The sequence below is a fragment of the Stenotrophomonas sp. SBJS02 genome (assembly GCF_020428325.2).
Taxonomy (GTDB): Bacteria; Pseudomonadota; Gammaproteobacteria; order Xanthomonadales; family Xanthomonadaceae; genus Stenotrophomonas; species Stenotrophomonas africana.
In genome coordinates this window covers 488,174-509,124 of record NZ_CP109812.1, presented here as the reverse complement: position 1 = coordinate 509,124, position 20,951 = coordinate 488,174, and the positions used below count along the sequence as shown (strand labels likewise).

The following is a 20,951-nucleotide window of genomic DNA, read 5'->3' as shown; positions in this document are numbered from 1 at the left end:
TATGTAAATAATCATGCACTGCGTATGTAAGGAGCTCCGTATGGTTCGTCGCACCCGCGCCGAGATGGAAGAAACCCGCGCCACCCTGCTGACCACCGCCCGCCGGGTGCTCAGCGCGCATGGCTATGCCGCCACCTCGATGGACGATCTGACCGCCCAGGCCGGGCTGACCCGCGGCGCGCTTTACCACCACTTCGGCGACAAGAAGGGTCTGCTGGCGGCTGTCGTCGCCCAGCTCGATGCCGAGACCGACCAGCGCCTGCAGGCAATCAGTGATACCGCCGACGATGCCTGGGAGGGCTTCGTGCAGCGTTGTCGTGCCTATCTTGAGATGGCACTGGAGCCGGAGATCCAGCGCATCGTGCTGCGCGATGCGCGTGCGGTGCTGGGTGGCGCCTCACCGGAATCGCAGCGCCACTGCGTGCACTCGATGCAGCACCTGATCGAACAGCTGGCTGCCCAGGGCGTGGTGGCGCCGGTGGATGCACAGGCGCTGGCGTCGCTGATCTACGGCAGCCTGGCCGAGGCCGCGTTCTGGATTGCAGAGGGCGAGGATGGCGGCGCGCGCCTGCGGCAGGCGACGGCGGCGCTGGAGATGCTGTTGCGTGGGTTGAAGTCGGCCGGGTGAAGCCCATCCACGCATGGCGTGGATCTACGGCGGCATCCGCTCTGGTGGAGGCCAACCTTGGTTGGCGCTTCTGCGGCACCGCGCGCAATGCGTGCCAACCAAGGTTGGCACCTACCTGAGAGCGGTGGGCCACTCGCGCAACACTGACACCGGCACGCCCATGCGCGTGCAGGCGCGGCTGGCCAGGCCATCGGGCAGTGCGCGGCGGAACAGCGGCGCCATGCCCTGCATCAGTTTCGCCGACGCGGCCGCCTGCGCGCGCTGGCGTGCGTTGCGTTCCAGCATGCCCTCGGCCCAGTCCGGCAGCAGCGCCGCACCGGCGCCGAGGAACACTTCGCGCGACAGCCCCGGCACCGGTACCGGCAAGCGCACGCCGGACAACACCTCCAGCACTTCGCGCGAGCGCTCATCCACACGCAGTTCCGGTTGCCGCGCGCAGAAGTACGCCGCTACTTCCGCCTCACTGCGGGGCACATCCACCGCACCCAGTGCCTCGGCCACGCAGCGGTATTCGTCATAGTAACGATCGGCGATGTGCGCCGGCACCTCGCGTCCGTACCGACGGAAGCCCTGCAGGAAACCAAACGCTTCTGTCACGTGCACCCAGGTCAGCAGTTGCGGATCATCGGCGGCATAGGCCTCGCCCTGCGCGGTCTGGCCGCGGATCTGCGCATGGATGCGGCGTACCTTCGCCACCAGCGTCTCCACTTCGCCGGCAGGCGCATAGCTGGTGCCGGCAACGAAGGCGGTGGTGCGGCGCAGGCGTCCCACCAGGTCCTGGCGGAAGTTGGAATGGTCGTAGACTCCGGCCAGCGCGCGCGGGTGCAGGGTCTGCAGCATCAGCGCGCACAGGCCACCGGCCAGCATCGACGGGAATTCCGCATGCAGTCGCCAGGTGACGCTGTCCGGGCCGAACCAGCCCGGGTCACCCAGCGGGTGGTCGTAATCGATGCCGCTCTGGCCACGCGGGAAGGCCTCCAGGACCCAGCGCCGGATCGGCGCGGTCACGGGGCGGGAGAGTCGCTGCAGCAAAGCCGGCATCACAGGTCCAGGAAAGGCGGAAGAACGGCCACGCCTTGCGCGGTCGGCCCCGATTCTGGTCGATCACGACGCCGACGGCGAGCCTACGGGCTCAGCTACGGTTTCATGTGCGCCCGCAGCACGTTTCACCCTGCGACATCCTGTCGCAGGCTGCCGCCGTGATGCTGCAGTGCACCAACATTCACCCATTCAGACAAGACCCTTACGCCGCTAGGCATTGCGCCCATTGCACGGCTCGCTGGAAGTGCTAGAACTGAACCCGCCACACCGTCCAACGCTGATCGACGCACGTTCCACAAGGAGCCAGCCATGATTGCTTTGTTCAAGGGTTTGGGAATTCTGCTTCGCGACAACGAGCTCTACAGTAGCCCGTTCGACAAACAGGTTGCGCATTGGCGCAATCTCAGCGAGCAGCAGATCCGCGATGAAGTGGCGGTGCTGGCGCAGGCCAAGTGCCAATGGCTGATCGCCTCGATCGTCGGCTGGCAGGCAGCCTCGCTGCTGATTCTTGGCCTGATTGCCAACTACCTGTGGCGTGACGACTTCCATATCACGTTCACCCGCGTGGTAGTTGTGTTCGGCTCGTGGGTCTCGATCCTGTTCGTGATCTGGTTCATGGCCAACATGTTCGATCAGCAGGCCGGTTTCGAACGTTGGATGAAGGCGTTCAACAGCCGCGCCCGCATCAGCTCCAAGGCCGACAGCGTCGAGCACGTGGCCGAGGCGCTGGAGTTGGCCGAGCACTATCCGGAAGTGCTGGACTACAAGCAGGCGGTCACCGCCAGGCGCGAACTGCGCCATGAGGACATCCGCATCATGACCGAGATCGGGCGCATGAAGCAGCACTCAGAACTGGTCGGTCGCCTCAACCATGTCGGCGAGAACGAGCACCACCATGACCTGACACTGCAGCCTGCCTACTGACCCTTCAGGGAAGCGGGGGGACCCACAATGCCACCGTGATCACTCACGGTGGCATTGTTCTATCGGTTCTTCGCTGACGCATTGGGCGAAGCCCTTCGGCAGGTCACTGAACTCCCGGGTGGTGCCGACCGCCAACGCGAACGACCGTATCGGCGCTTTCGCACAGGCGGCGTCAGGACGACAGGCCGGATCCAGCACCAGGTAATGGCACTGACCGCTGCGGCTGGCCATGCACTCGAAACGCGCCACGCCATTCACTACCGTGCGCTTGCTGTACAGCGTGTCCACCCCATTGGCCGTGGTGCGGGTGATCGCGGTTTCTGTGGACTTCTGGCAACCGGAAATTGCCAATGCGGCGAGGCCTACGAGCAGGAAAAAACGCATGCAATGCTCCTGGTAGTGGAAGGTGCGGCGCGGCTACATGCCGCGGAACAGGCTCATGAATGGTTGGCTGACCACCAGTGTCTCGCTACGCCCCCGCAGCCGCAGTACACCGCGGCCGGTATCGTCGCGGCTGACCGCCGCCACCGCCTTCATGTTGACGATGGTCGAGCGATGGATCTGGCGGAAGTGCTGCGGATCGAGCACGTCCAGCAGTTCGCGCAACGGCGTGCGCAGCAGGCTCTCACCGGCCGCGGTCACCACGGTGGTGTACTTGTTGTCGGCGCGGAAATAGGCCACGTCCTCCAGCATGATCAACTGCGTCTCGCGGCCGTTGCTGGCGGTGATCCAGGCCAAGGGGGGGCGCTCGGCAGCGCCCTGCGATGGCCCCAGCCGCTGCAGCAGACGTTCGAGCACGGCATCGTCCTGGCGCGTTGATGGCAGCCGCGACAGGATGCGTTCGCGCGTGGCCAGCAGGCGCTCGTCGCTGACCGGCTTCAGCAGGTAATCCATCGCGCCCTGCTCGAACGCGTCGATGGCGTACTGGTCGTAGGCGGTGACGAACACCACCTGGGTACGCGGACTCAGCTCGGACAGCGAACGCGCCACCTCGATACCACTGATGCCGGGCATGCGGATATCGAGGAAGGCAATGTCCGGCTGTTTCTCGGCCAACTGTTCCAGCGCACTGGCGCCATCCTCGCACTCGGCCACCAGCCTCAGGTCCGGCCACAGCCGGCGCAGCTGTTCCACCAGTGATTGCCGCAGCAGTTCTTCATCTTCAGCAATCAGCGCTTCAAGCGGCATGGCTGCGCTCCTTGTTCGACTGCGGCAGGGTCATGGTCGCGGCCACGCCGCTGGGGAAGTTGGCGACGATCGCCACACCGGCCTGCTCGCCGCAGGTCAGGCGCAGGCGCTCGCGTAGATTCTTCAGGCCGATGCCGGTGCCGCTGGTGCCCTGGCCGAAGCCGAGGCCATCGTCGGCCACGGTCACGGTCACATGGTCATCAAAGCCACGCGCCAGGATCCAGATCGTGCCACCGCCGGGCTTGGGTTCCAGGCCATGCTTGATCGCGTTCTCCACCAGCGTCTGCAGCGCCATCGCCGGCAGGTGGACGCCGTGCAGTTCGTTGGGCACCTGCACTTCCACTGCCAGCCGCGCGCCCATGCGGATACGCAGAATCTCCAGGTAGGCGCGGGTGCGCTCCAGCTCCACGCCCAGCGTGGACACCGATTCGTCCACCTGCGGCAACGAGCTGCGCAGGTACTGGATCAGGTGGCCGAGCATCTGTTCGGCACGCGCCGGGTCGGTGCGGGTCAGCACCTGCGCGTTGGCCAGCGTGTTATACAGGAAGTGCGGTTCCACCTGCGCGTGCAGCAGATTCAAGCGCGCCACCGACAGCTCCTTCTCTACCTGGGTCTGTTCGGCGGCGGCCTGCTCATCGCGACGCTGGTCGGCCACGCGGCGGCTGATCGCACGGGTGACCGCTTCGGCGTTCTCGAAGTTGCTGCCCTCGTCCAGCGCCAGCAGGTCGGCCCACCAGCCCGCATCCGGTTCAAACAGCAGGGTGACGGTGCTGGTGCCCTGCCCTGGCGTGACCGTGGCCAGCACGCTGTTGCGCTTGATCGCCAGCCGCGCCGGCAGGTTCCAGCGCGAGGGCTGGCGGCCATTCCAGAGGTCGACCCGGCGAACGTAAGCGCGCACCTGCAGGCTGCCGGCCGAACTCTCAACGTCTTCGACACGCGGCAGCTCGGCGATCGCCGCTTCCACCACGGCGTAGGCCTGGCCGGCATCCATCGGCAGTTCCACCTGGCGGCGCTGGCGCCCGGACAACGTGGTCGAATCCAGCCGTCCGGCAACCAGCCAGACCCGGCGTATATGGGTGATTGCGCTGCCCAGCGCGGAGATCATCAGGAACATCGCCAGCAGGCCGAAGACCCAGCCCGGGCCGTCGTTCATGCCGCTGAAGATGCCGCTCCAGACCATGCCGGCGACGAACAGCGCCGCAGCCCAGGCCAGCAGGTGACGGAACATCAGAGAGAGGCTGGCGAACACGGCGGCGCCTTGGAGGAAGGGGGTGAGCCGAGCATAGGGCGGCCCGCCGGGCAAACAAGCGGGCTGCGACGAAGGGCCGGAATCCGGGGATGGAAGCTGTTACGGAAACGCCGGGCATGGCCCGGCGTTTCCCCGGAGGGGCAATGCCGGCCAGCGGCCGGCACTACCGAACGCCGTTATTTGCGCTGGTCGGCGCTGGCGTCACGCACGGCGCGGAACGACTCGTCCCGGCTCCAGTTCGGCCAGCTGCGCGAGTTGGCCAGCTGGTTGCCCAGCGTGTACAGCACTTCCAGGTCGCGGGCGGCACCGGCGAACACCCAGTCCGGCTGCCACTCGTCGCCCTGCTGGTGGTAGCGCTTGGCGGTGTAGTCCTCGGACGCCTTCTTGCCTGCGGCCACGCCGCCGTCCACCCAGTCCTGGCCAGCCGACCAGGACAGCGCCGGCACGCCACGCTTGGCGAACGGGAAGTGATCGGAGCGGAAGAACAGGCCGGCTTCCGGCTTCGGGTCCGGCGTGTAGCGGATATCCCAGCCCTTGGCCACGTCCTTCAGCTGGTCCAGCAGTTCGAAGCGCGCGGCACCGTAGATGCCGAAATCACGCGACGGACCGAACGGCGCCATGCCGTCCATGTTGATCACCGCTACGGTCTTTTCCAGCGGATACAGCGGATGAGTGGCGTAGTACTCCGAACCCAGCAGGCCCTTTTCCTCGGCAGTGACCGCCAGGAACACCACCGAGCGCTGCGGGCGCTTCTGCTTGGCAAAGCCGCGCGCCAGCTCGATCAGCGAGGCGGTACCGCTGGCGTTGTCCAGTGCGCCGTTGAAGATGCGGTCGCCACGCGCGTCCGGCTCACCCACGCCGATGTGGTCCCAGTGCGCGCTGTAGATGATCGTCTCGTCCGGGTGGCTGCTGCCTTCAAGGCGCGCGGCCACGTTGTGCGAGGTAATCACTTCGGTCTTCACCGCGTACTTCGCGTCCAGGCTGGCGCCGGTCAGCGGCACCGGGGTGAAGTCGCGCTGCTGCGCCTTCTTCTTCAGCGCCTCGAAGTCCTGGCCGGCCGAGCGGAACAGCTCCACCGCCAGATCGCGCTGGATCCAGCCTTCCAGCAGCGGGTGGCTGTCGGCCGGGTTGTCGCGCACCACATCGAACATGGTGTTGGTATTGGAACCGGCCACGGTGGCCCAGCCGTACGACGCCGGGGCGGTCTCGTGCACGATCAGCACGCCCAGCGCCCCCTGGCGGGCGCCTTCTTCGTACTTGTAGGTCCAACGACCATAGTAGGTCATGCCCTTGCCGTCGAAATCACCCTGGCCCGTCTCGAAGTCCGGGTCGTTGATCAGCACGACGGCGATCTTGCCCTTCAGGTCCACGCCCTTGAAGTCGTCCCAGTTGCGCTCCGGGGCCTTCACGCCGTAGCCAAGGAACACCAGCGGAGCCTTGCTGATGTCGACGTTGCTGGCGCCGTTCATGGCGGCGCGCACGGCAATCTGCTTGCCCTGCTCCAGCGCAACGGTCTTGCCGCCCTGGTGCAGCGCCAGCTGCGGTGCGCCGACGATGTCGCCCTTGCGCAGCGGCACGGCCTGGGTCCACAGGCGCTTGCCGTCCTTGAGGTCACCGCCGGGCTGCAGGCCGGCATCGGCGAACTGCTTGCTGAGATAGGCGATGGTCTTCTCTTCGCCGGCGGTGGCCGGCGAGCGGCCTTCGTAGGCGTCGGAGGCCAGTTCCTTGACGTCGGCGGAGATCCGCGCACCGTCGAATTTCGGGGTGGCCGCCATCAGTGCGCTCGACACCGACAGGGCCAGCATGCCCAGTGCTACTCGTTTCATTGCTCTCTCCAGCAGGGAAATCCTTCTGGAGTGTAATGGGATTCGGCAGGGCTGCGCCCTGCACCTGCCGAAACAACGGCAACAGCCGAAGCAACAGCAAAAGCTGGTTTCCTGAGGGTAGGCGGGGTGGGTCCGGTTGCGGGGGACGCCGTAAATACGTCCATGTAGGCTCGGTCGCCGCATCCATGCGGCTCACGCCCCGCAACCGGACCCCCCCCCCGCCGTCGACAGCTTCCCGCTGCTGTTGGTAGGTGTCGACCTTGGTCGACACATCGCTGTTGGTAGGTGCCGACCTTGGTCGACACGCACGGAAACACGAAGGGGCCAGATCCCTTTCCCGGCGGGAAAGGTCTCTGACCCCATCTGTGTGTTGCTTGAGCCTGTTACCAGTTCGGGTCTTCGGCCGGGGCGGCAGCAGGCTTGGGCTTCGGCTTGGCGGCCGGCCGGGCGGCGGCAGGAGCGGCCGAGGCAGTTGCACCTGCGGCAGCAGCAGCTGGCTTGCTGCCCAGCTTCTGGCGCAGTTCGATCTGGCCCGGACGGAAGCCGCCGCGCATCGCGTCGACGCCGTCTTCGATGGTGCCGTACGAGGTCTGTGCGGCCACGCGGTCGATGCGGATGGTGCAGCACGGGTGTTCGCTGCGGCCCAGCGAGCGGCCGGTCTGCGGGTCCTTCAGTTCTTCGCCCAGGCGCACGGCCTGCCAGCGCTGGCCGGCCTGCACGGTGTCACCGCCCTGGCTCAGCACGACCTGGTCACCATCCACAGAAACCACCGACACCGGGAACAGGGTGGTGACGATGGTGGTGCCGATCTGGCCAGACAGCGATTCCATCATCGCCGCGGCCATGTTGCGGCCGTTGACCACGCGCGGCAGGGTGCTGGGGCCGGTCGAGGCCAACTGGTGGTCGAAGCTGTCGGACATCACCACCTGGCCGGTGGTGGCGTTGATCAGGCGCAGGGTGATGCGGCCGCCACCGGAGTACGAGGTCACCTGGCGGTCGGACATGCGCAGGTTGCGCACGCTGCGCGGGTACTCGAAGCGTTCGATGGTCGGGATCAGGATCAGGTCGGTCGCCAGCTGCTGGCCCACGCGTGCGGTGTCCTGCAGGCGCACGTTGCCGCTGTTGATGTGGTCGATCTCGGCCTGCAGTTCGTCGCCGAACTCACGATCCAGCACGATGAAGCGCTGGGTCTGGGTCAGCGTGTCGGACAGGCGCGCGCGGATCGCATCGGCCACTTCATCGGCGTCCACGCGGCCGTCGCCCACGGCGTAGCTGCCAGCCTTGGTGCGCGGCAGGGCGACCACGATCTTCGGCTTGCCCTGCTCGTCCGGTGCGCGGTACTGGGCGATCTGTGCGCGCACGCGCACCTTCCAGTAGCTGCGCATGCTGCGATGGGTCACATCGGAATCGAACGAGCTGGCGCCACGCTTGGCATCGACATTGACCTTCTCGTCGTAGCTTTGCTTGACGCTGGCCGAGGCCGAACCGCTCTTGGCCGAGGCTTCGCCAGATGCACTGGCCGACGCCGAGCCCTTGAAGCTCCAGCCTTCGTCGCTGGCGCGCACGCGGGCGATGGTTTCCTCGTCCAGCTGCCGCACTTCATCCTGCGACAGGATTTCATAGCCCAGCACCGCGCCCTGCGAGCCGGCGATCATCTGCTGGGTGAACGCGTCGGCGCGGATATCGCCGACGTGTTCGTCATCCACATCCACATGCAGGCCTGCTCGCAGGCTCTGCATCTGGCTGGCCACGCGTACGCCGTTGACCTGCGCCACCGCCGACTGCAATGCCGCCAGCACCGCCAGTTCCGGGGTGCTGCCGATGCCGTCGGCTTCCCGCGCGACCTGGGTGGTGCCGCCGAAATCCGGCGTGCCACGCAGGGGCGCTGCTTCCACTGGCGCATTGCTGGCCAGTGCACTGGTTGCCTTGTCCTTGGCGGGTGCGGGCGCTTCGGCCGGGGTGTCCTGCTTGCCGCACGCTGCAAGCAGCGCGGCAGCCAGGCCCAGGCCGATCAAACGGTAGGTCATACGCATGGAGATTCGCCTCGGATCAGAGCTTGTCGAGCATCGAATCGGCGTTGGACGGCACCTTCACCTTGCTCTTCTTGGCAAAGGTCACGGCCGACTTGGTCGAGCCGTACAGGCCCTGGATGAAGCCCGGCGATTCCTTGGCCACCCATGCACCGGCGGCCAGCTTGCGGCCGACGGTGGCCAGCTGGGTCGCGCCCAGGTTCTTCATGCCGGCGGTGAAGTTGCTGGCTTCGCCGCCCAGCTTCTGCGCTTCGGCGGCCGAGGACAGCAGCGAGACCAGGCCTTCGGCGTAGTGCTGCTTGGATTCAGCGTTCAGTTCCGGCTGTGCGGCCTGGCGCTCGTTGATCGCCGCCTGCGCAGCTTCGCTGACCGACACCGACTTCTTCATTGCATCGACGCTGACCGAACCCGACGACAGCGCCTGGCGCTCGGCTTCCAGCAGCTGCACCTGCTCGGCCAGGCCGAAGGCGCGGGCGAACGAGGTCTGGGCCTGCAGCGAGTGCGACTGCGAGGTAACGAAACGACGCACCAGCGCTTCCTGCGCGGCTTCGTCCGGGGCGGCGGCGCTGGAGGCGCTGCTGGAGGTGCCGGTGGCGGCACCGGCCAGGTCCTTCAGCTTGCCCAGGCCAGCATGGGCGGGCATCGACAGGGTGGCGGCAGCGATGGCCACGACAAGAGCGGTATTGCGGATCATGTGAGTGTCCTTTGGGAGTGACGGCCGCGAAGCGGCACGTGGGAAATCGGTAACCCCAGGGCGATGCCAAGCGAGCTCGGCACCCACCTGGGTGGCGGATCAGCGGACCGCTTTGACGTTCAGTTCGTTGATCATCTGCTGCGCGGCCTTTTCAGCCGCCAGCTGCAGCGCGTTGGTACGGGCGACGGTTTCATTCGGGCCGGTACCGGAGAACTGCACCGGGCCCACCGACGACACGGTGCGCGGGAAACGACCGGTCACATCCAGCACCTTGCCGGTGACCGTGACGAACACGCGGGTGTTGCCACTGGCCGGGTCGCGGTCGCGCATGCCGACGTCGAGGGTGCCGACAGCGATGTACGGAATGTTGGCCGCACGGATGCCGTTGGCGGTATCACGCAGGGTGGCCGGGGCCAGGTCGTTGCCGGTGCTGAAGTCCTTGCGGATGCGCTCGATGCTGAGCAGGCCGCGCGACTCGCCTTCCACGTATTCGGCTTCAACCACTTCGTAGCCGGCGGCGCTGAAGGCACCGGTCATTGCGGTGTTCACTTCGGCCGCGTTGGCCACCTTCCAGCTGATGTTGTCGCTGCGCTGGGTGGTGCTGCCGCCGCTGGTGACCGACATCGACGCATTCTGGTTGATGCTGCCGTTGGTGCTGACCGAGTTGCCACGGAAGCTGTCGCCTTCACGGGTGTTCTCGTTGTAGCTGGAGCTGACGTCGGTGCGGCGGTATTCCTTGTCCTGGAACGACTGCACGGTGTCCTGCGAGCGCGCCATGAACAGGAAGGTCAGCAGCGAGCGCTGGGCGGCGGTGGCTCCGGCCACGGCCGAGCCGGCATCCAGCTTGGTCTGCAGCAGGGTGGTGTTGATCTCGGCGCGGACGGTGACGGTGTAGGTCTTGGCCTTCTTGTCTTCGGTGTCCGACAACTGCACGGCACTGAGCACGTAGCGGTCGATCTCGCCGATGAACTCGGCGCGACGTGCTTCGAACAGGCGCAGCTTGGCCGCACCGGTTTCGGCGATGTACGCCTCCAGTGCATTGACCTTGGCCTTGTTCAGGGCCTGGGCACGGGTGTCGGCACTCAGGCGCAGGCCGTAGCTGGCCGAGCCGGTACCGCGCGAACTGGCGGTCTGTGCAGCGACCGGCGAGGCCACCACCAGGGCGATGAGGATGAGCAGGATGGTACGCATCAACGACATGACTTGATCAACTCCTGGAGGGCTTGGGTCTGCTGCTGCAACGGGCGGCCGCCCGGCTTCTGTTCGTCCAGCCAGCCGCGCGAATCGGCGCGCTTGGCGGCGGCGCCGGCGAAGGCGTCGAAGCCGGCCAGCAGGGTTTCGTAGCTGGCCGACCACTGGTCAACCTGCCACTGCGTGACCGGCACCACCTTGGTGGCCCCCTTGCGCAGCGGCTGTTCGAAATAGACCTTGCCGGAGAACGGCTCGGTCACCTTGGCGGTGAAGAACGCGCCGAACAGCATCGTCTTCATCGCCGGGGTTTCTTCGATCACGCCGTTCTTCAACGCATCCACCTGCAGGTTGATGACGTAATCCGGCTCGGGGATCTTCAGCTGGTAGACCTTGCCGTCGGCAAAGCGCGCCGCCATCGCACCACCGATCGCCTGGCCCGAGGCCGGCGGCAGCAGGCCGACACCGGTATTGGACGACAGCGTCTTGGACAGTTCATGGGCCAGCGTGGCGCGCAACGGCGCTTCCCACTTCGGGTCGGGCAGCTTGGCGCGGACCGCATCGGACAGGGTCACGCCACCCACCTGCAGGCGGCGCACCGCCGCGTCGGGCAGCTTGGCCTGAGCGAGGCTGGCCGCGAGTACCTGCGACAGGCTGGTCGCAGCGTTGCCGTACAGCAGATCGGCGACGATCGCGTCGATATCGTCGTTGTCCGGCCGGTAATCCTGCACGTCGATGCGCTGCAGGGTCAGCGGATAGGACGCGATCACCTGGCGCTCGCGGAAGTCGAAGAACAGCGCCTGCAGCGCCACTTCCACCAGCACCTTGTACTGGTCACCGATCGGCTCGATCGAGACCAGTTCGCGGTCCAGTGCTGCGGCCAGCACGGTGGCACTGGTGGTGCCGTCGAGCATCGCCACCGGCTGGTCGATCAGTTCCAGGTTGGCCGGCGGGCGACGCTTGAGCCCCTGCGCCAGGGTCTGGTTGAGCGGGATCAAGCCACGCTTTTCCAGCACGGCATGCGCATGCGGCGTGGTCGCCTGCACGGCAGCGGCATCAGCGGTATAGGCAAAACCGGCCCAATAGGCCTGCTGTGATTTGTCTGCCGCCTGCACGGCCATCGGCCATACGGCCAGGCACAGGGCACAGGCAAGCAGGCGCGCAAAAGCGCGCGATGCGCTCTTCGTCCTTGAATACATCCAACCGCTCCTCGGTCATTACGCACGGAAAGCGGACGCTCATGCGCCCACTGGGCGCGAAACATAACGGCTCGCGGGCCTGCCGACAAGTGCTGCCTTCGTCGAGGTCACTCCGCGGGGGGCAGACCGGCCCTTTGCCGCAGCAGGCCGCGCTCTGCCTGGTTCTGGCTGAGTTGGGCAGCTTCCGCAAAAGCGTGACGTGCATCCTGCTCCCGCCCCAGCTGCTGTAGTAGTTCACCGCGCACCACCTGCAACGGCGCGTAGTCACGCAGGCGCGTATCGTCCAGCAACGGCTGCAGCTGCGCCCAGGCCGCGAAGGCACCGTCGCTTCGCAGTATCGCCACCACGCGGTTCAATGCGACAACTGGCGAGGGCTGCACCTGCAGCAGCTGCGTATAGAGTGCTGCGATGCGCGGCCAGTCGGTATCCTCGGGGCGACGCGCCGCTGCATGGCACGCTGCGATGCGCGCCTGCAGTACATAGGGATCATCAGCACCACCGGCGGCCAGCGCGCGCGCCAGCACCTGCTGTCCGCGTTCAATCTGCAGCCAGTCCCAGCGCGCGCGGTTCTGCTGGTCCAGCAGCACCGGCACGCCCTGCGCATCGGTCCGTGCTGCGGCACGCGAGGCCTGCAGCTCCATCAGCGCCAGCAGGCCAAGCACCGGCGGCACCGGCAGCCGGTGCGCCAGGATGCGTGCAAGCCGAAGTGCCTCCTCGCACAGTGCCGGTCGCATCCAGTCATCGCCGGCACTGGCCGCGTAGCCCTCGTTGAACACCAGGTAGATCGCCTCCAGCACCGACGCCAGCCGCTCGGGCATCGCGTCAGCACGCGGGACCTCGTAGGGCACCTGCTTCTGCGCCAGGGTGCGCTTGGCGCGCACGATGCGCTGGGCGATGGTCGGCTCGGGCTGCAGGAAGCCACGGGCGATCTCGGTCGTGGTCAGGCCACCGAGCAGGCGCAGGGTCAGTGCCACCCGTGCGTCGGCTGGCAGCACCGGATGGCAGGCCACGAACATCAGCCGCAGCAGGTCGTCACCCAGGTCATCCTCCAGCGCCTGGCTGTCATCGGGTGCCGGCAGCGCCGCTGGATGCAGTTCCTCGCCCCACTGCGCATGCTGCTGCGCCACCCGCTGGTGCTGGCGCAGCACATCAATGGCACGGTTGCGCGCAGTGGTCATCAGCCAGGCTCCGGGGTTGTCCGGGATGCCCTGTTCTGGCCAGCGCTCCAGCGCGGCCAGCCAGGTGTCCTGGGCCAGCTCCTCGGCACGGCCGACATCGCCCCCGAGCAGCCGCGCCAGGCGCGCGATCAACACCGGCGACTCCATCCGCCAGAGGGTTTCCAGACGCTGCGTCAGTGCGGGATCGAGCATGCGCCGATCACAGCACGCACGCCCGGCCCGCACAAGCGCCACAGCTCACGCTTCAACAATCGGCTTGAAGCCGCCCCAGAACATGCGCTGGGTATCGAACGGCATGTCCTTCGGGCCCAGCGACGCCAGCCGTGGGTCGGCCATCACCCGGGCGTTGACGCGGTCGCGCGCCGCGCGCGAGCGAAATACCACGAAGGCGACGATCACCGTTTCACCGGGCTTGGCCTTGACCGCCCGCGGGAACGACGTGCGCTTTCCCGGTTCCACATCGTCGGCCACGCACTCCATGTACTGCAGCGCGCCATGGTCCTTCCACACCGCACCGGCCTTGCGGGCAAGGCGGCGGTAGGCCGCCACCTTGTCCTGTGGGCACGGCAGCACGTAAGCATCCACGTAAGCCATGAGGGTTCTCCCTTGCGGCGACCGTCAGCCCGGCTCGCCGTCCATGTGTGCGATTTCCCAGAGATGACCATCCAGGTCCTGGAAGCCACGCTGGTACATGAAGCCCAGGTCGCGCGCCGGCTGCGGTTCGCTGGCGCCGGCGGCCAGTGCCTTGTCCACCAACTCGTCAACTGCCTTGCGACTGGGTGCCGAGAGCGCATTGATCACTTCCGTGTGGGTGTGCGCATCGGCAATCGGCTTGTTGGTGAACTGCTGGAAAAAAGGTTGGGTCAGCAGCATCACGTAGATGCTATCGCTGATGACCATGCCAGCCGCATCGTCATTGGTGTAGGTTGGATTGAAGCTGTATCCCAACGCGGTGAAGAACGCCTTCGACTTCTCCAGGTCCTGCACAGGCAGGTTGACGAAGATCATCTGCGGTTGCGGTGCACTCATCGGTGAAGCTCCTTGTGGCTGAAGAAAAGAGGGATCAGGGCTGCTTCATGCAATTGACCATCCACGGCTTGCCGTAGCGGTCGATCAGCATGCCCCAGCGGTGCGCCCAGAACGTTTCGGCGATCGGCATCTGCACTTGGCCGCCTTCGGCCAGCGCCGCGAACACGCGCTCGGCTTCTTCGATGCTGTCAACGTCGACATTGATGGTGGTCGAACCACCCTCGCCACCGCCGGGACCGTCGGCCGCCATCACGATGGCGCTGCCGATTTCCAGCTGGCTGTGCGCGACGTGGTCCAGGGTTTCCGGCGGCATCTCGTTGCAGCCCGGCGAACCATCGGAGGGCGGCATGTCGCGGTATTTCATTTCCGAGGTGACCTGGCCACCGAGTGCCTTGGCATAGAACGCCATCGCCTCATGGGCCTGGCCGCTGAAGCCGAGGAAGGGAATCAGTCTCATGGCAATACTCCGTTGTGCGGTTCAGGGCAGTAGCGCCGGGTCGTGCCCGGCAGGGAGATGAATCGGGTCAACCTTCCAGCTGTGCACGCAGACGCTGTTCCTGCTGCTGTAATTCGGGGGTGAAGGCCTCACCGAAGTCTTCGGCGGAGATCAGCGGGCGAAGTTCCAGCGTGCCGCCACTGTTGAACGGCGCACGGCTGGCCCATTCAACGGCCTCGTCCAGCGAGCGCACGTCCCACAGCCAGAAGCCGGCGATCTGGTCGCCGGCGGGGCCGAACGGACCGGCCTCGACCTTGGGCGCGCCGCTGCCGAAGTGAATGCGGCGACCGCGCTGGGTGGCGTGCAGGCCTTCACCGGCCAGCATGATGCCGGCGGCCACCAGTTGTTCGTTGAAGGCGCCCATTTCGGACAACTCCTGTTCGCTGGGCATGCGGCCGGCTTCGGAGTCGGCGTTGGCCTTCACGATCACCATCACTTTCATTGCGGTCTCCCGTGGGGACGCGTGGTGCGTGCCCTTCACTGGGTACAACGAACCAGGGTCATCGGAATCGACACGTTTCCGGAAATTTTTTTTTTCTGCGTGGAAGGCACGCCTTCGGCGGGAGTCGGCGAACGGCGGAGCCCCTCCGTGGCGGGGTTGGGTTGGTCGCTGAAAGCGGGTTTCTTGCGGATGGGCCGGGCGGGTGGGATTGGCGGGGACGCCGTGAACCCATCCATGGGGGCTTAGCCGCGCCATCCATGGCGCGGATACCCCGCCAACCCCACCCGCCCGGCCCCAGACAGATTCCGGTCGCCGAACCACCACGGGAAGATCAAGAGAAAAGGCAGAAGCAAAGGCAACAGCAACAGCGGTTGGCTGGCGGCCTCGGCTTTGCGAGCGAAGCGACCCGCTTTTGCTCTTGTTGTTGATTTCCCGTGGTGGGTCAGCCGCAGAGATCTGTCCAAGGCCGGGTGGGGAGGCAGGGCAGGGGCGTGAGCCGCATGGATGCGGCGACCGAGCTTACATGGACGTACTTGCAGCGCCCCCTGCCCTGCCTCCCCACCCGGCCAAATCCAAGAACCCGAGCTTTCAGCGACCAACCCACCCCACCACGGAGGGGCTCCGCCGTTCGCCGATCGCCCGCCGCAGGCGGCTTTTCGCGCTGCAGCATGCCGGCAGGCAAACCTGCGCCATCATGGACACCCCGCCCCCGCCAGGACCGTGCCATGCAGCAGTACCTGCTTCTGATCTATATCGAGCCTGCCCTGCTGCAGGCCCTGCCCATCGAAGAATTCAACGCGCTGATGCGCGACTGCCTGGCCCATGCCGACAAGCTGCAGGCCGAAGGCACGCTGCTGGCCGCGCAGAAGCTGCAGCCGGTCGACACCGCGCAGACCCTGCGCGTGCGTGATGGCCACAGCCGCGTACTGGATGGCCCGTTCGCCGAAACCCGTGAACTGCTGGCCGGCTTCAACCTGATCGTCGCCCGCGACCGCGACGAAGCCATGCGCATCGCCCGCGACTTCCCTTGGGCACGCTTTGGCAGCATCGAAGTGCGGCCGCTGGAAGACATGGACGCCGAGCGCGAACGCTGCGGCGCCCCGGCTGCCGCTATGGCAGCAGCCGTACCCTGATCTCGCGCGGGCCGATGCCTTCGTTGCCGCTGTAGTCGCGCACACTGGCGCGCACGATGTACTCACCCGGCGGCAGCGCCGACGGCTGCCAACGCCCGGTTTCCATCAGGCCGTCACGCACGGTGTTGGTGGCCAGATAACGGAAACGGGTCACCGCGCTGCCATGCACGGTGATCCCACTGTCGGGGGCGTAGGCCACGCGCACCGCTTCCTTCTGCGGCGGCATGCGGTTGAACACGATGTTCCAGCGCGGCTGTTCGTAGCCCTGCAGCGGTTGACCGCCCGCATCGAGGATCTGGTAGCCCACCTGGTACATGCCCAGGCGTCGACGCGGCAGGTTGTTGTCAACCTGGTCCCAGGCCTCGATCACGATCTGCACGCCACGCCCCTGCCGCGCCACCATCACCACGCCGTCGCCGCCGGCGGCCATGGGCTGGTCGTTGTCGTCCAGCAGCGCCACATCGGTGATGCGCGGTGCGAAGTGGTCGGCGTAGTTGTGGAAGCCCAGCGCCACGGCATTGGTCTCGAAGCCACCGGTACCCACGGCCAGGTGCACATGCGCCTGGTTGTTGATGCTACCCAGGCGATCGCCGACGTGGATGCGCATGCCGCGCCGCACGCGCATCCGCTCCAGCTTGCCCTGCTCGTCGTACAGCGCCTGCCAGCGCGCATCGTAGGGCTCATCGCGCGGGGTGCGGCCGACCCGCATGTGGATGTACTTGAGGCGATCCACGGCCAGGCCCTCGGCCTGCTCGCCCAGGCTCCAGGCCGCCATCGGGCTGCTGATCTTGCCTTCGGCGATCGCCAGCACGGTCTGGCCCACATCACCGCGCACGTCGAAGCCGCCATGCAGGTGGTGGCGGCTCTCGCCGGTGAAGTTGCCGCGCACCTCACCCAACGTACCGACCACTTCATGCCAACCGTCCTGCGGTGCCAGCGGCCAGCGGCCGCCCGTCTTCGGCAGCGCCGCATCGGCGGCCGGGCCGACCAGTGCCGGTGCCGGCAGGTCGCCTACCGGCAGCGGCCGCAGGCGATGCAGACGGTAGCTGGCGGCGTCGGCCACCAGCACGCTGCCATCGGCATCCATCGCCAGTCCGCTGGGGCGGGCCAGGCGCGGCAGGCGACCATTGCCGACCAGCGCGATCTGGTGGCCCTGCGGCGTCACCTGCACGATGCGGCCATCAAGATCACCCACGTACAGCACGCCGTCGTGGGTGGTGGCCAGTGACAGCGGCCCATTGATCACACCACCGGCGGCGACCACGGTGCTGACCGTGCCGTCGGCGCCTACGCGGCGCACTGCGTTGTTGAACAGGTCGGCCACCAGCAGCGCGCCCTGCGCATCAAAGGCCAACGCCACCGGCGTATCGAAGCGCGCAGCGGCGCCGGTGCCATCGGCCAGGCCCGGCCGATCGCCGCCGGCCAAGGTGCGCACCATGCCGTCGATGCCGATCACCCGGATGCGGTCATTGAAGGTATCGGCCACGTAGACCTGGCCCTGCGCATCCACGGCGATGCCCATCGGCGCATCAAAGCGTGCCTGTGCGGCGGGACCATCAGCATGGCCCTGTTCACCACCGGCCAGGGTGGTCACCTGGCCATCGGTGCCGATACGGCGGATCGCATGGTTGCCGGTGTCGGCCACATACAGGTTGCCCTGCGCGTCGGCGGCAACGCCCGAAGGCGTATTGAAACTGGCCTGCAGTGCCGGGCCATCAACGCGCCCCTCGCCCTGCCCGGCCACCGTTTCCACGCGACCATCGGGAAGGCGGCGGCGGATCCGGTTGTTGTCACCGGCATCGGTGAAGTAGATGCTGCCATCGGCAGTACGCAGCAACGCGTACGGATCGGCGAAGCGTGCCTGCGCGGACGCGCCATCACGGTCACCCGGGTGGCCATCGCCGGCCAGCGGTTCGATCTGCGCGGTCCACGCCAACGGCGTTGGGGCCGGACCCGCCGGTTCAGCCAGCGTATGCAGCGGTGTCTCCCACCAGGTCGCAGCCAATGCCACTACTGTCGCCAACGCTACGCCTGCCGCCATCCATTGCCACCGTGCCATCGTGCTGCGCTGCCTGCCTGCTGTCTTAAGAGGCATCGACAATAGTCGCTGAACGCACGATCCGCCATGGCCAATCGTGCGGACAAACGCCAGAATTCCATCGATCGCGCTTGTTCTCGCTGGCTGCAGCGGGTTCAATGCGGTTCCCACGGATGGAGATCCTCCATGCCCCGCATCCTCCCCCTCGCCACCCTGCTGGTGGCCGCCCTGGCCAGCACATCCGCCGCCGCCTCGATCACGGTGGCGCCGCAGAAGCCGTCAATCACCGCCGATGCGATGCACCAGGCCTACGCCACGCGCTGGGATGAGGCCATCCAGCAGTCACGCAGTGGCAACACGCTGGGCGCGCTGATCGCGATGGAACGGCTGATGGAAGATCCGATGCTGGATGACTTCGATGCCGAACATCGCGGCCGCGCCGCACAGGTGGCGGGCTGGACCGCGATGGTGCAGAAGAAGCCGGACCAGGCCCGCCGCTACCTGCAGCGCGCACAGGAAGCGCTGCCGGAGGATGCGCAGATCCTGCTGACCCTGATGTCGCTGGAGCTCTCCGAGAACAAGCCCGTTCCGGCTACCAGGCTTCTGGTGCAGGCGCTGAAGCATGCCGACGCGCCGCTGCCGCTTGAGCACCAGGCCATCAACTATCTGCAGTACCGCCTGCGCGACCAGCCGCAGCAGCGCATGGAGCTGCTGCAGGCTCTGTTCGACAACGGCTGGAAGAGCGGCGGCCTGGAGCCGACCGGACTGTGGCTGGCACTGGCCACGCTGCAGGCCGACAATGGCCGGGGCGACGACATCCCGGCCACGTTGGCGCGCATCACCGCCCCCGCCGAGATCATCCGGCTGCGCAGTGACAAGCGCTTCGATCGCTATGTCGACCGCAACGATGCCCGCTTCGATCCGGTGCAGGCTGCACAGAAGCACCTCGACGAACTGCGCGTGTCCGGCCTGCTGGATCGCAAGCTGGATGCACGCATGGCCGAATTCAGCAGCACGCTGCTGATGCTGGACCGCAACGAGGAAGTGCTGGCACTGACTGATGGCATGGCTGGTGCAGCTGCCGAAGGTGAGTCGCCCTCGGCGGCGGAAGCCGAATGGGTGGCGTGGCTGCTCAACAGCCGGCTTACGGCACTGCGCCGGCTGGGACGCACCGACGATGCACTGGCGGCGGCACAGCAGGCCGCCCGCATCGGCGCACTGGGCCCGGACGGCATCGAGCACCAGTTGAATGTCAGCTTCGTACTCACCTCGCTGGGCCGCATGCAGGAGGCTGCGCAGATGGCAAGCGATATCCAGGGCCTCGCCGGTTACGGCAAGGCTGCACAGGCCATGGTGCAGTTCGCCGCCGCGCGCGAGCGGGGCGATGCCAAGGCGATGGATGCCGCGCGCGAAGTGATCCTTGCCCAGCGCAACGACGCACGCCTGTTCCATCGCGAGATGCTGCTGGACGAAGGCAACCTGGAGGGCGCAGCGGCGGTGCTGATCGAACAGCTGCGCTCGCCCGATGACCGCGGCGAGACGCTGGCCAGCCTGCAGGACATGCGTACCTATCCGTCGCTGCCGGGTGACGTGAAGATCGATGCGGCCTGGCGTGCCCTCAAGCAGCGCGCGGACGTGCAGGCCGAGCTCGCCCGCGTCGGCCGCATCGAGCGCTACGAACTGGTCAGCAGCTCAACCTCGCGCTGAGCGGCTTTTGTGTAGAGCCGAGCCCATGCTCGGCTGTAATTGGCGCAGCCGAGCATGGGCTCGGCTCTACAACGCCACGTGCAGGCAGCACCGTCCGCCTAGCGCGCCGGCACCTCGGTACGGATGCCCATCGCTTCACGGTAGCGCGCGTACAGCGCCATCACCTTGTCCACATAGGCCAGGGTCTCGGCATAGGGCGGCACGCCCTTGTAGCGGGTGACCGCGCCGATGCCGGCGTTGTAGGCGGCAGCCGCCAGCGGCCGGTCACCGTTGTAGCGGCGCAGCAGCGCGCGCATGTAGCGGGCGCCACCCTCAATCGACTGCTGCGGCGAGAACGGATCGCTCACCCCGTATTCCTGCGCGGTATCGGGCATCAGCTGCATCACGCCCTGTGCGCCCTTGCTGGACACCGCCAGCGCATCGAAGTTGCTCTCGGCATGGGCGATCGCGCGCAGCCACGCGTCATCCACGCCGGTGGCCTTGGCGGCAGCCTTGAACTGTTTGGCATGCTGGGCCAACTGCGGCTTGCCGACCTTGCCCAGGCCTTCGTGTGCAGGCTCACCCGGCGGCGTGGCCACGGTGAACTTCAGGAACACTTTCGAGCCGGGCAGGTTGCGGGTGGAATAGACCAGCGAGCCGTCCTGCTCACGCTCGTACAGCACGCCGCTGAACACGCCCATGTTGCCCCACAGGTTCGGGGCCTGGATGGCGTTGTCGTCGATCTCTTTGGCGGTGCAGCGAGAGCCCGGTTCCGGGGCGGTGGCCAGGCTGACGGTGTTGCCCTGCACACAGCGGTAGACGGTGCGCGCGGCGGCCAGCCCGGGCCACAGGCTGGGCAGCAGCAACAGCGCAAGCAGGAGAGGGTGACGGGACATGGCGGCCGGATCATCCGGCCGCGCCCGCTAATGTTGGGTGAATGGGGGTCGGGAAGGGGCACCGGGACCCGCACCGGTAGAGTCGA

The 20,951-nt window shown here is 66.9% G+C and carries 20 protein-coding genes; 4 read left to right on the top strand and 16 right to left on the bottom strand.

All coding sequences use genetic code 11. The features are described 5' to 3' along the window. Positions 1–40 precede the first annotated feature (40 nt). On the top strand, positions 41–628 hold the full coding sequence (locus FQS62_RS02345; RefSeq protein WP_208044167.1) for a TetR/AcrR family transcriptional regulator: 588 nt from the start codon (positions 41–43) through the stop codon (positions 626–628). Between the two features lie 111 nt (positions 629–739). On the opposite strand, the gene FQS62_RS02340 is transcribed toward FQS62_RS02345, so the two are convergent. Further along, a complete protein-coding gene (locus FQS62_RS02340; RefSeq protein ID WP_107379049.1) occupies positions 740–1,669 on the bottom strand; it encodes an oxygenase MpaB family protein in 930 nt (309 codons plus the stop codon). A 309-nt stretch (positions 1,670–1,978) separates the two neighbouring features. On the opposite strand from FQS62_RS02340, the gene FQS62_RS02335 reads away from it, so the two are divergent. Then, a complete protein-coding gene (locus FQS62_RS02335) occupies positions 1,979–2,593 on the top strand; it encodes a hypothetical protein (protein WP_049443519.1) in 615 nt (204 codons plus the stop codon). A gap of 39 nt (positions 2,594–2,632) precedes the next feature. Here FQS62_RS02335 and FQS62_RS02330 read toward each other — a convergent pair whose 3' ends face one another. The 13 genes from FQS62_RS02330 to FQS62_RS02270 form a co-directional block, all read right to left on the bottom strand. Next, entirely contained in the window at positions 2,633–2,977 is a 345-nt protein-coding gene (locus FQS62_RS02330) for a hypothetical protein (protein ID WP_208044168.1), read from the bottom strand. Positions 2,978–3,010: 33 nt separating this feature from the next. Continuing rightward, entirely contained in the window at positions 3,011–3,781 is a 771-nt protein-coding gene (locus FQS62_RS02325; RefSeq protein ID WP_208044169.1) for a LytR/AlgR family response regulator transcription factor, read from the bottom strand. Continuing rightward, complete coding sequence (locus FQS62_RS02320) at positions 3,771–5,030, bottom strand: histidine kinase (RefSeq protein ID WP_049443525.1); 1,260 nt, start codon at positions 5,028–5,030, stop codon at positions 3,771–3,773. Before FQS62_RS02320 ends, FQS62_RS02325 begins: the two co-directional genes overlap by 11 nt. A 176-nt stretch (positions 5,031–5,206) precedes the next feature. After that, positions 5,207–6,856 carry a M28 family metallopeptidase gene (locus FQS62_RS02315; protein ID WP_208043290.1) on the bottom strand — a complete coding sequence of 550 codons (1,650 nt, stop codon included), beginning with the start codon at positions 6,854–6,856 and terminating at the stop codon, positions 5,207–5,209. A 383-nt stretch (positions 6,857–7,239) separates the two neighbouring features. Continuing rightward, entirely contained in the window at positions 7,240–8,889 is a 1,650-nt protein-coding gene (locus FQS62_RS02310) for a CsgG/HfaB family protein (RefSeq protein WP_049443868.1), read from the bottom strand. Positions 8,890–8,905: 16 nt separating this feature from the next. Continuing rightward, a complete protein-coding gene (locus tag FQS62_RS02305) occupies positions 8,906–9,580 on the bottom strand; it encodes a hypothetical protein (RefSeq protein WP_049443870.1) in 675 nt (224 codons plus the stop codon). A gap of 99 nt (positions 9,581–9,679) precedes the next feature. Further along, positions 9,680–10,780 carry a hypothetical protein gene (locus tag FQS62_RS02300; protein WP_049443871.1) on the bottom strand — a complete coding sequence of 367 codons (1,101 nt, stop codon included), beginning with the start codon at positions 10,778–10,780 and terminating at the stop codon, positions 9,680–9,682. Beyond that, complete coding sequence (locus tag FQS62_RS02295) at positions 10,771–11,967, bottom strand: hypothetical protein (RefSeq protein WP_088480654.1); 1,197 nt, start codon at positions 11,965–11,967, stop codon at positions 10,771–10,773. The genes FQS62_RS02300 and FQS62_RS02295 overlap by 10 nt, the downstream gene beginning before the upstream one ends. 107 nt (positions 11,968–12,074) lie before the next feature. Then, positions 12,075–13,337 carry an RNA polymerase sigma factor gene (locus FQS62_RS02290; protein WP_107379046.1) on the bottom strand — a complete coding sequence of 421 codons (1,263 nt, stop codon included), beginning with the start codon at positions 13,335–13,337 and terminating at the stop codon, positions 12,075–12,077. Between the two features lie 45 nt (positions 13,338–13,382). Then, complete coding sequence (locus FQS62_RS02285) at positions 13,383–13,739, bottom strand: DUF1428 domain-containing protein (RefSeq protein WP_049443877.1); 357 nt, start codon at positions 13,737–13,739, stop codon at positions 13,383–13,385. A gap of 24 nt (positions 13,740–13,763) precedes the next feature. After that, positions 13,764–14,174 (bottom strand): VOC family protein, encoded by a 411-nt coding sequence (locus FQS62_RS02280; protein ID WP_088480652.1) that lies wholly within the window; start codon positions 14,172–14,174, stop codon positions 13,764–13,766. A 34-nt stretch (positions 14,175–14,208) separates the two neighbouring features. After that, positions 14,209–14,631 carry a VOC family protein gene (locus tag FQS62_RS02275; protein WP_005415090.1) on the bottom strand — a complete coding sequence of 141 codons (423 nt, stop codon included), beginning with the start codon at positions 14,629–14,631 and terminating at the stop codon, positions 14,209–14,211. Between the two features lie 67 nt (positions 14,632–14,698). Further along, positions 14,699–15,112, bottom strand: a complete 414-nt coding sequence (locus tag FQS62_RS02270) for a YciI family protein (RefSeq protein WP_049443882.1) — start codon at positions 15,110–15,112, stop codon at positions 14,699–14,701. Positions 15,113–15,837: 725 nt separating this feature from the next. Between FQS62_RS02270 and FQS62_RS02265 the strand changes: the two genes are divergently transcribed. Continuing rightward, positions 15,838–16,245 (top strand): YciI family protein, encoded by a 408-nt coding sequence (locus tag FQS62_RS02265; protein WP_010484148.1) that lies wholly within the window; start codon positions 15,838–15,840, stop codon positions 16,243–16,245. Here FQS62_RS02265 and FQS62_RS02260 read toward each other — a convergent pair. Beyond that, positions 16,223–18,304: an NHL repeat-containing protein gene (locus FQS62_RS02260; RefSeq protein ID WP_208043291.1), complete on the bottom strand. Its 2,082-nt coding sequence runs from the start codon at positions 18,302–18,304 to the stop codon at positions 16,223–16,225. The genes FQS62_RS02265 and FQS62_RS02260 overlap by 23 nt on opposite strands. 165 nt (positions 18,305–18,469) lie before the next feature. Here FQS62_RS02260 and FQS62_RS02255 point away from each other — a divergent pair, with 165 nt between their 5' ends. Further along, the gene (locus FQS62_RS02255) at positions 18,470–19,990 is read left to right on the top strand and encodes a tetratricopeptide repeat protein (protein WP_208043292.1); all 1,521 of its coding nucleotides are present in this window, start codon (positions 18,470–18,472) and stop codon (positions 19,988–19,990) included. A 98-nt stretch (positions 19,991–20,088) separates the two neighbouring features. Here the strand turns inward: FQS62_RS02255 and FQS62_RS02250 are convergent, their stop codons facing one another. After that, positions 20,089–20,865: a lytic transglycosylase domain-containing protein gene (locus FQS62_RS02250; protein WP_208043841.1), complete on the bottom strand. Its 777-nt coding sequence runs from the start codon at positions 20,863–20,865 to the stop codon at positions 20,089–20,091. Positions 20,866–20,951: the final 86 nt, after the last annotated feature.

Coding starts and splice junctions, on each gene's coding strand:
- FQS62_RS02345 (WP_208044167.1), top strand. CDS start 41: ATGGTTCGTCGCACCCGCGCCGAGATGGAAGAAACCCGCGCCACCCTG.
- FQS62_RS02340 (WP_107379049.1), bottom strand. CDS start 1,669: ATGCCGGCTTTGCTGCAGCGACTCTCCCGCCCCGTGACCGCGCCGATC.
- FQS62_RS02335 (WP_049443519.1), top strand. CDS start 1,979: ATGATTGCTTTGTTCAAGGGTTTGGGAATTCTGCTTCGCGACAACGAG.
- FQS62_RS02330 (WP_208044168.1), bottom strand. CDS start 2,977: ATGCGTTTTTTCCTGCTCGTAGGCCTCGCCGCATTGGCAATTTCCGGT.
- FQS62_RS02325 (WP_208044169.1), bottom strand. CDS start 3,781: ATGCCGCTTGAAGCGCTGATTGCTGAAGATGAAGAACTGCTGCGGCAA.
- FQS62_RS02315 (WP_208043290.1), bottom strand. CDS start 6,856: ATGAAACGAGTAGCACTGGGCATGCTGGCCCTGTCGGTGTCGAGCGCA.
- FQS62_RS02310 (WP_049443868.1), bottom strand. CDS start 8,889: ATGCGTATGACCTACCGTTTGATCGGCCTGGGCCTGGCTGCCGCGCTG.
- FQS62_RS02305 (WP_049443870.1), bottom strand. CDS start 9,580: ATGATCCGCAATACCGCTCTTGTCGTGGCCATCGCTGCCGCCACCCTG.
- FQS62_RS02300 (WP_049443871.1), bottom strand. CDS start 10,780: ATGTCGTTGATGCGTACCATCCTGCTCATCCTCATCGCCCTGGTGGTG.
- FQS62_RS02295 (WP_088480654.1), bottom strand. CDS start 11,967: ATGTATTCAAGGACGAAGAGCGCATCGCGCGCTTTTGCGCGCCTGCTT.
- FQS62_RS02290 (WP_107379046.1), bottom strand. CDS start 13,337: ATGCTCGATCCCGCACTGACGCAGCGTCTGGAAACCCTCTGGCGGATG.
- FQS62_RS02285 (WP_049443877.1), bottom strand. CDS start 13,739: ATGGCTTACGTGGATGCTTACGTGCTGCCGTGCCCACAGGACAAGGTG.
- FQS62_RS02280 (WP_088480652.1), bottom strand. CDS start 14,174: ATGAGTGCACCGCAACCGCAGATGATCTTCGTCAACCTGCCTGTGCAG.
- FQS62_RS02275 (WP_005415090.1), bottom strand. CDS start 14,631: ATGAGACTGATTCCCTTCCTCGGCTTCAGCGGCCAGGCCCATGAGGCG.
- FQS62_RS02270 (WP_049443882.1), bottom strand. CDS start 15,112: ATGAAAGTGATGGTGATCGTGAAGGCCAACGCCGACTCCGAAGCCGGC.
- FQS62_RS02265 (WP_010484148.1), top strand. CDS start 15,838: ATGCAGCAGTACCTGCTTCTGATCTATATCGAGCCTGCCCTGCTGCAG.
- FQS62_RS02260 (WP_208043291.1), bottom strand. CDS start 18,304: ATGGCACGGTGGCAATGGATGGCGGCAGGCGTAGCGTTGGCGACAGTA.
- FQS62_RS02255 (WP_208043292.1), top strand. CDS start 18,470: ATGCCCCGCATCCTCCCCCTCGCCACCCTGCTGGTGGCCGCCCTGGCC.
- FQS62_RS02250 (WP_208043841.1), bottom strand. CDS start 20,865: ATGTCCCGTCACCCTCTCCTGCTTGCGCTGTTGCTGCTGCCCAGCCTG.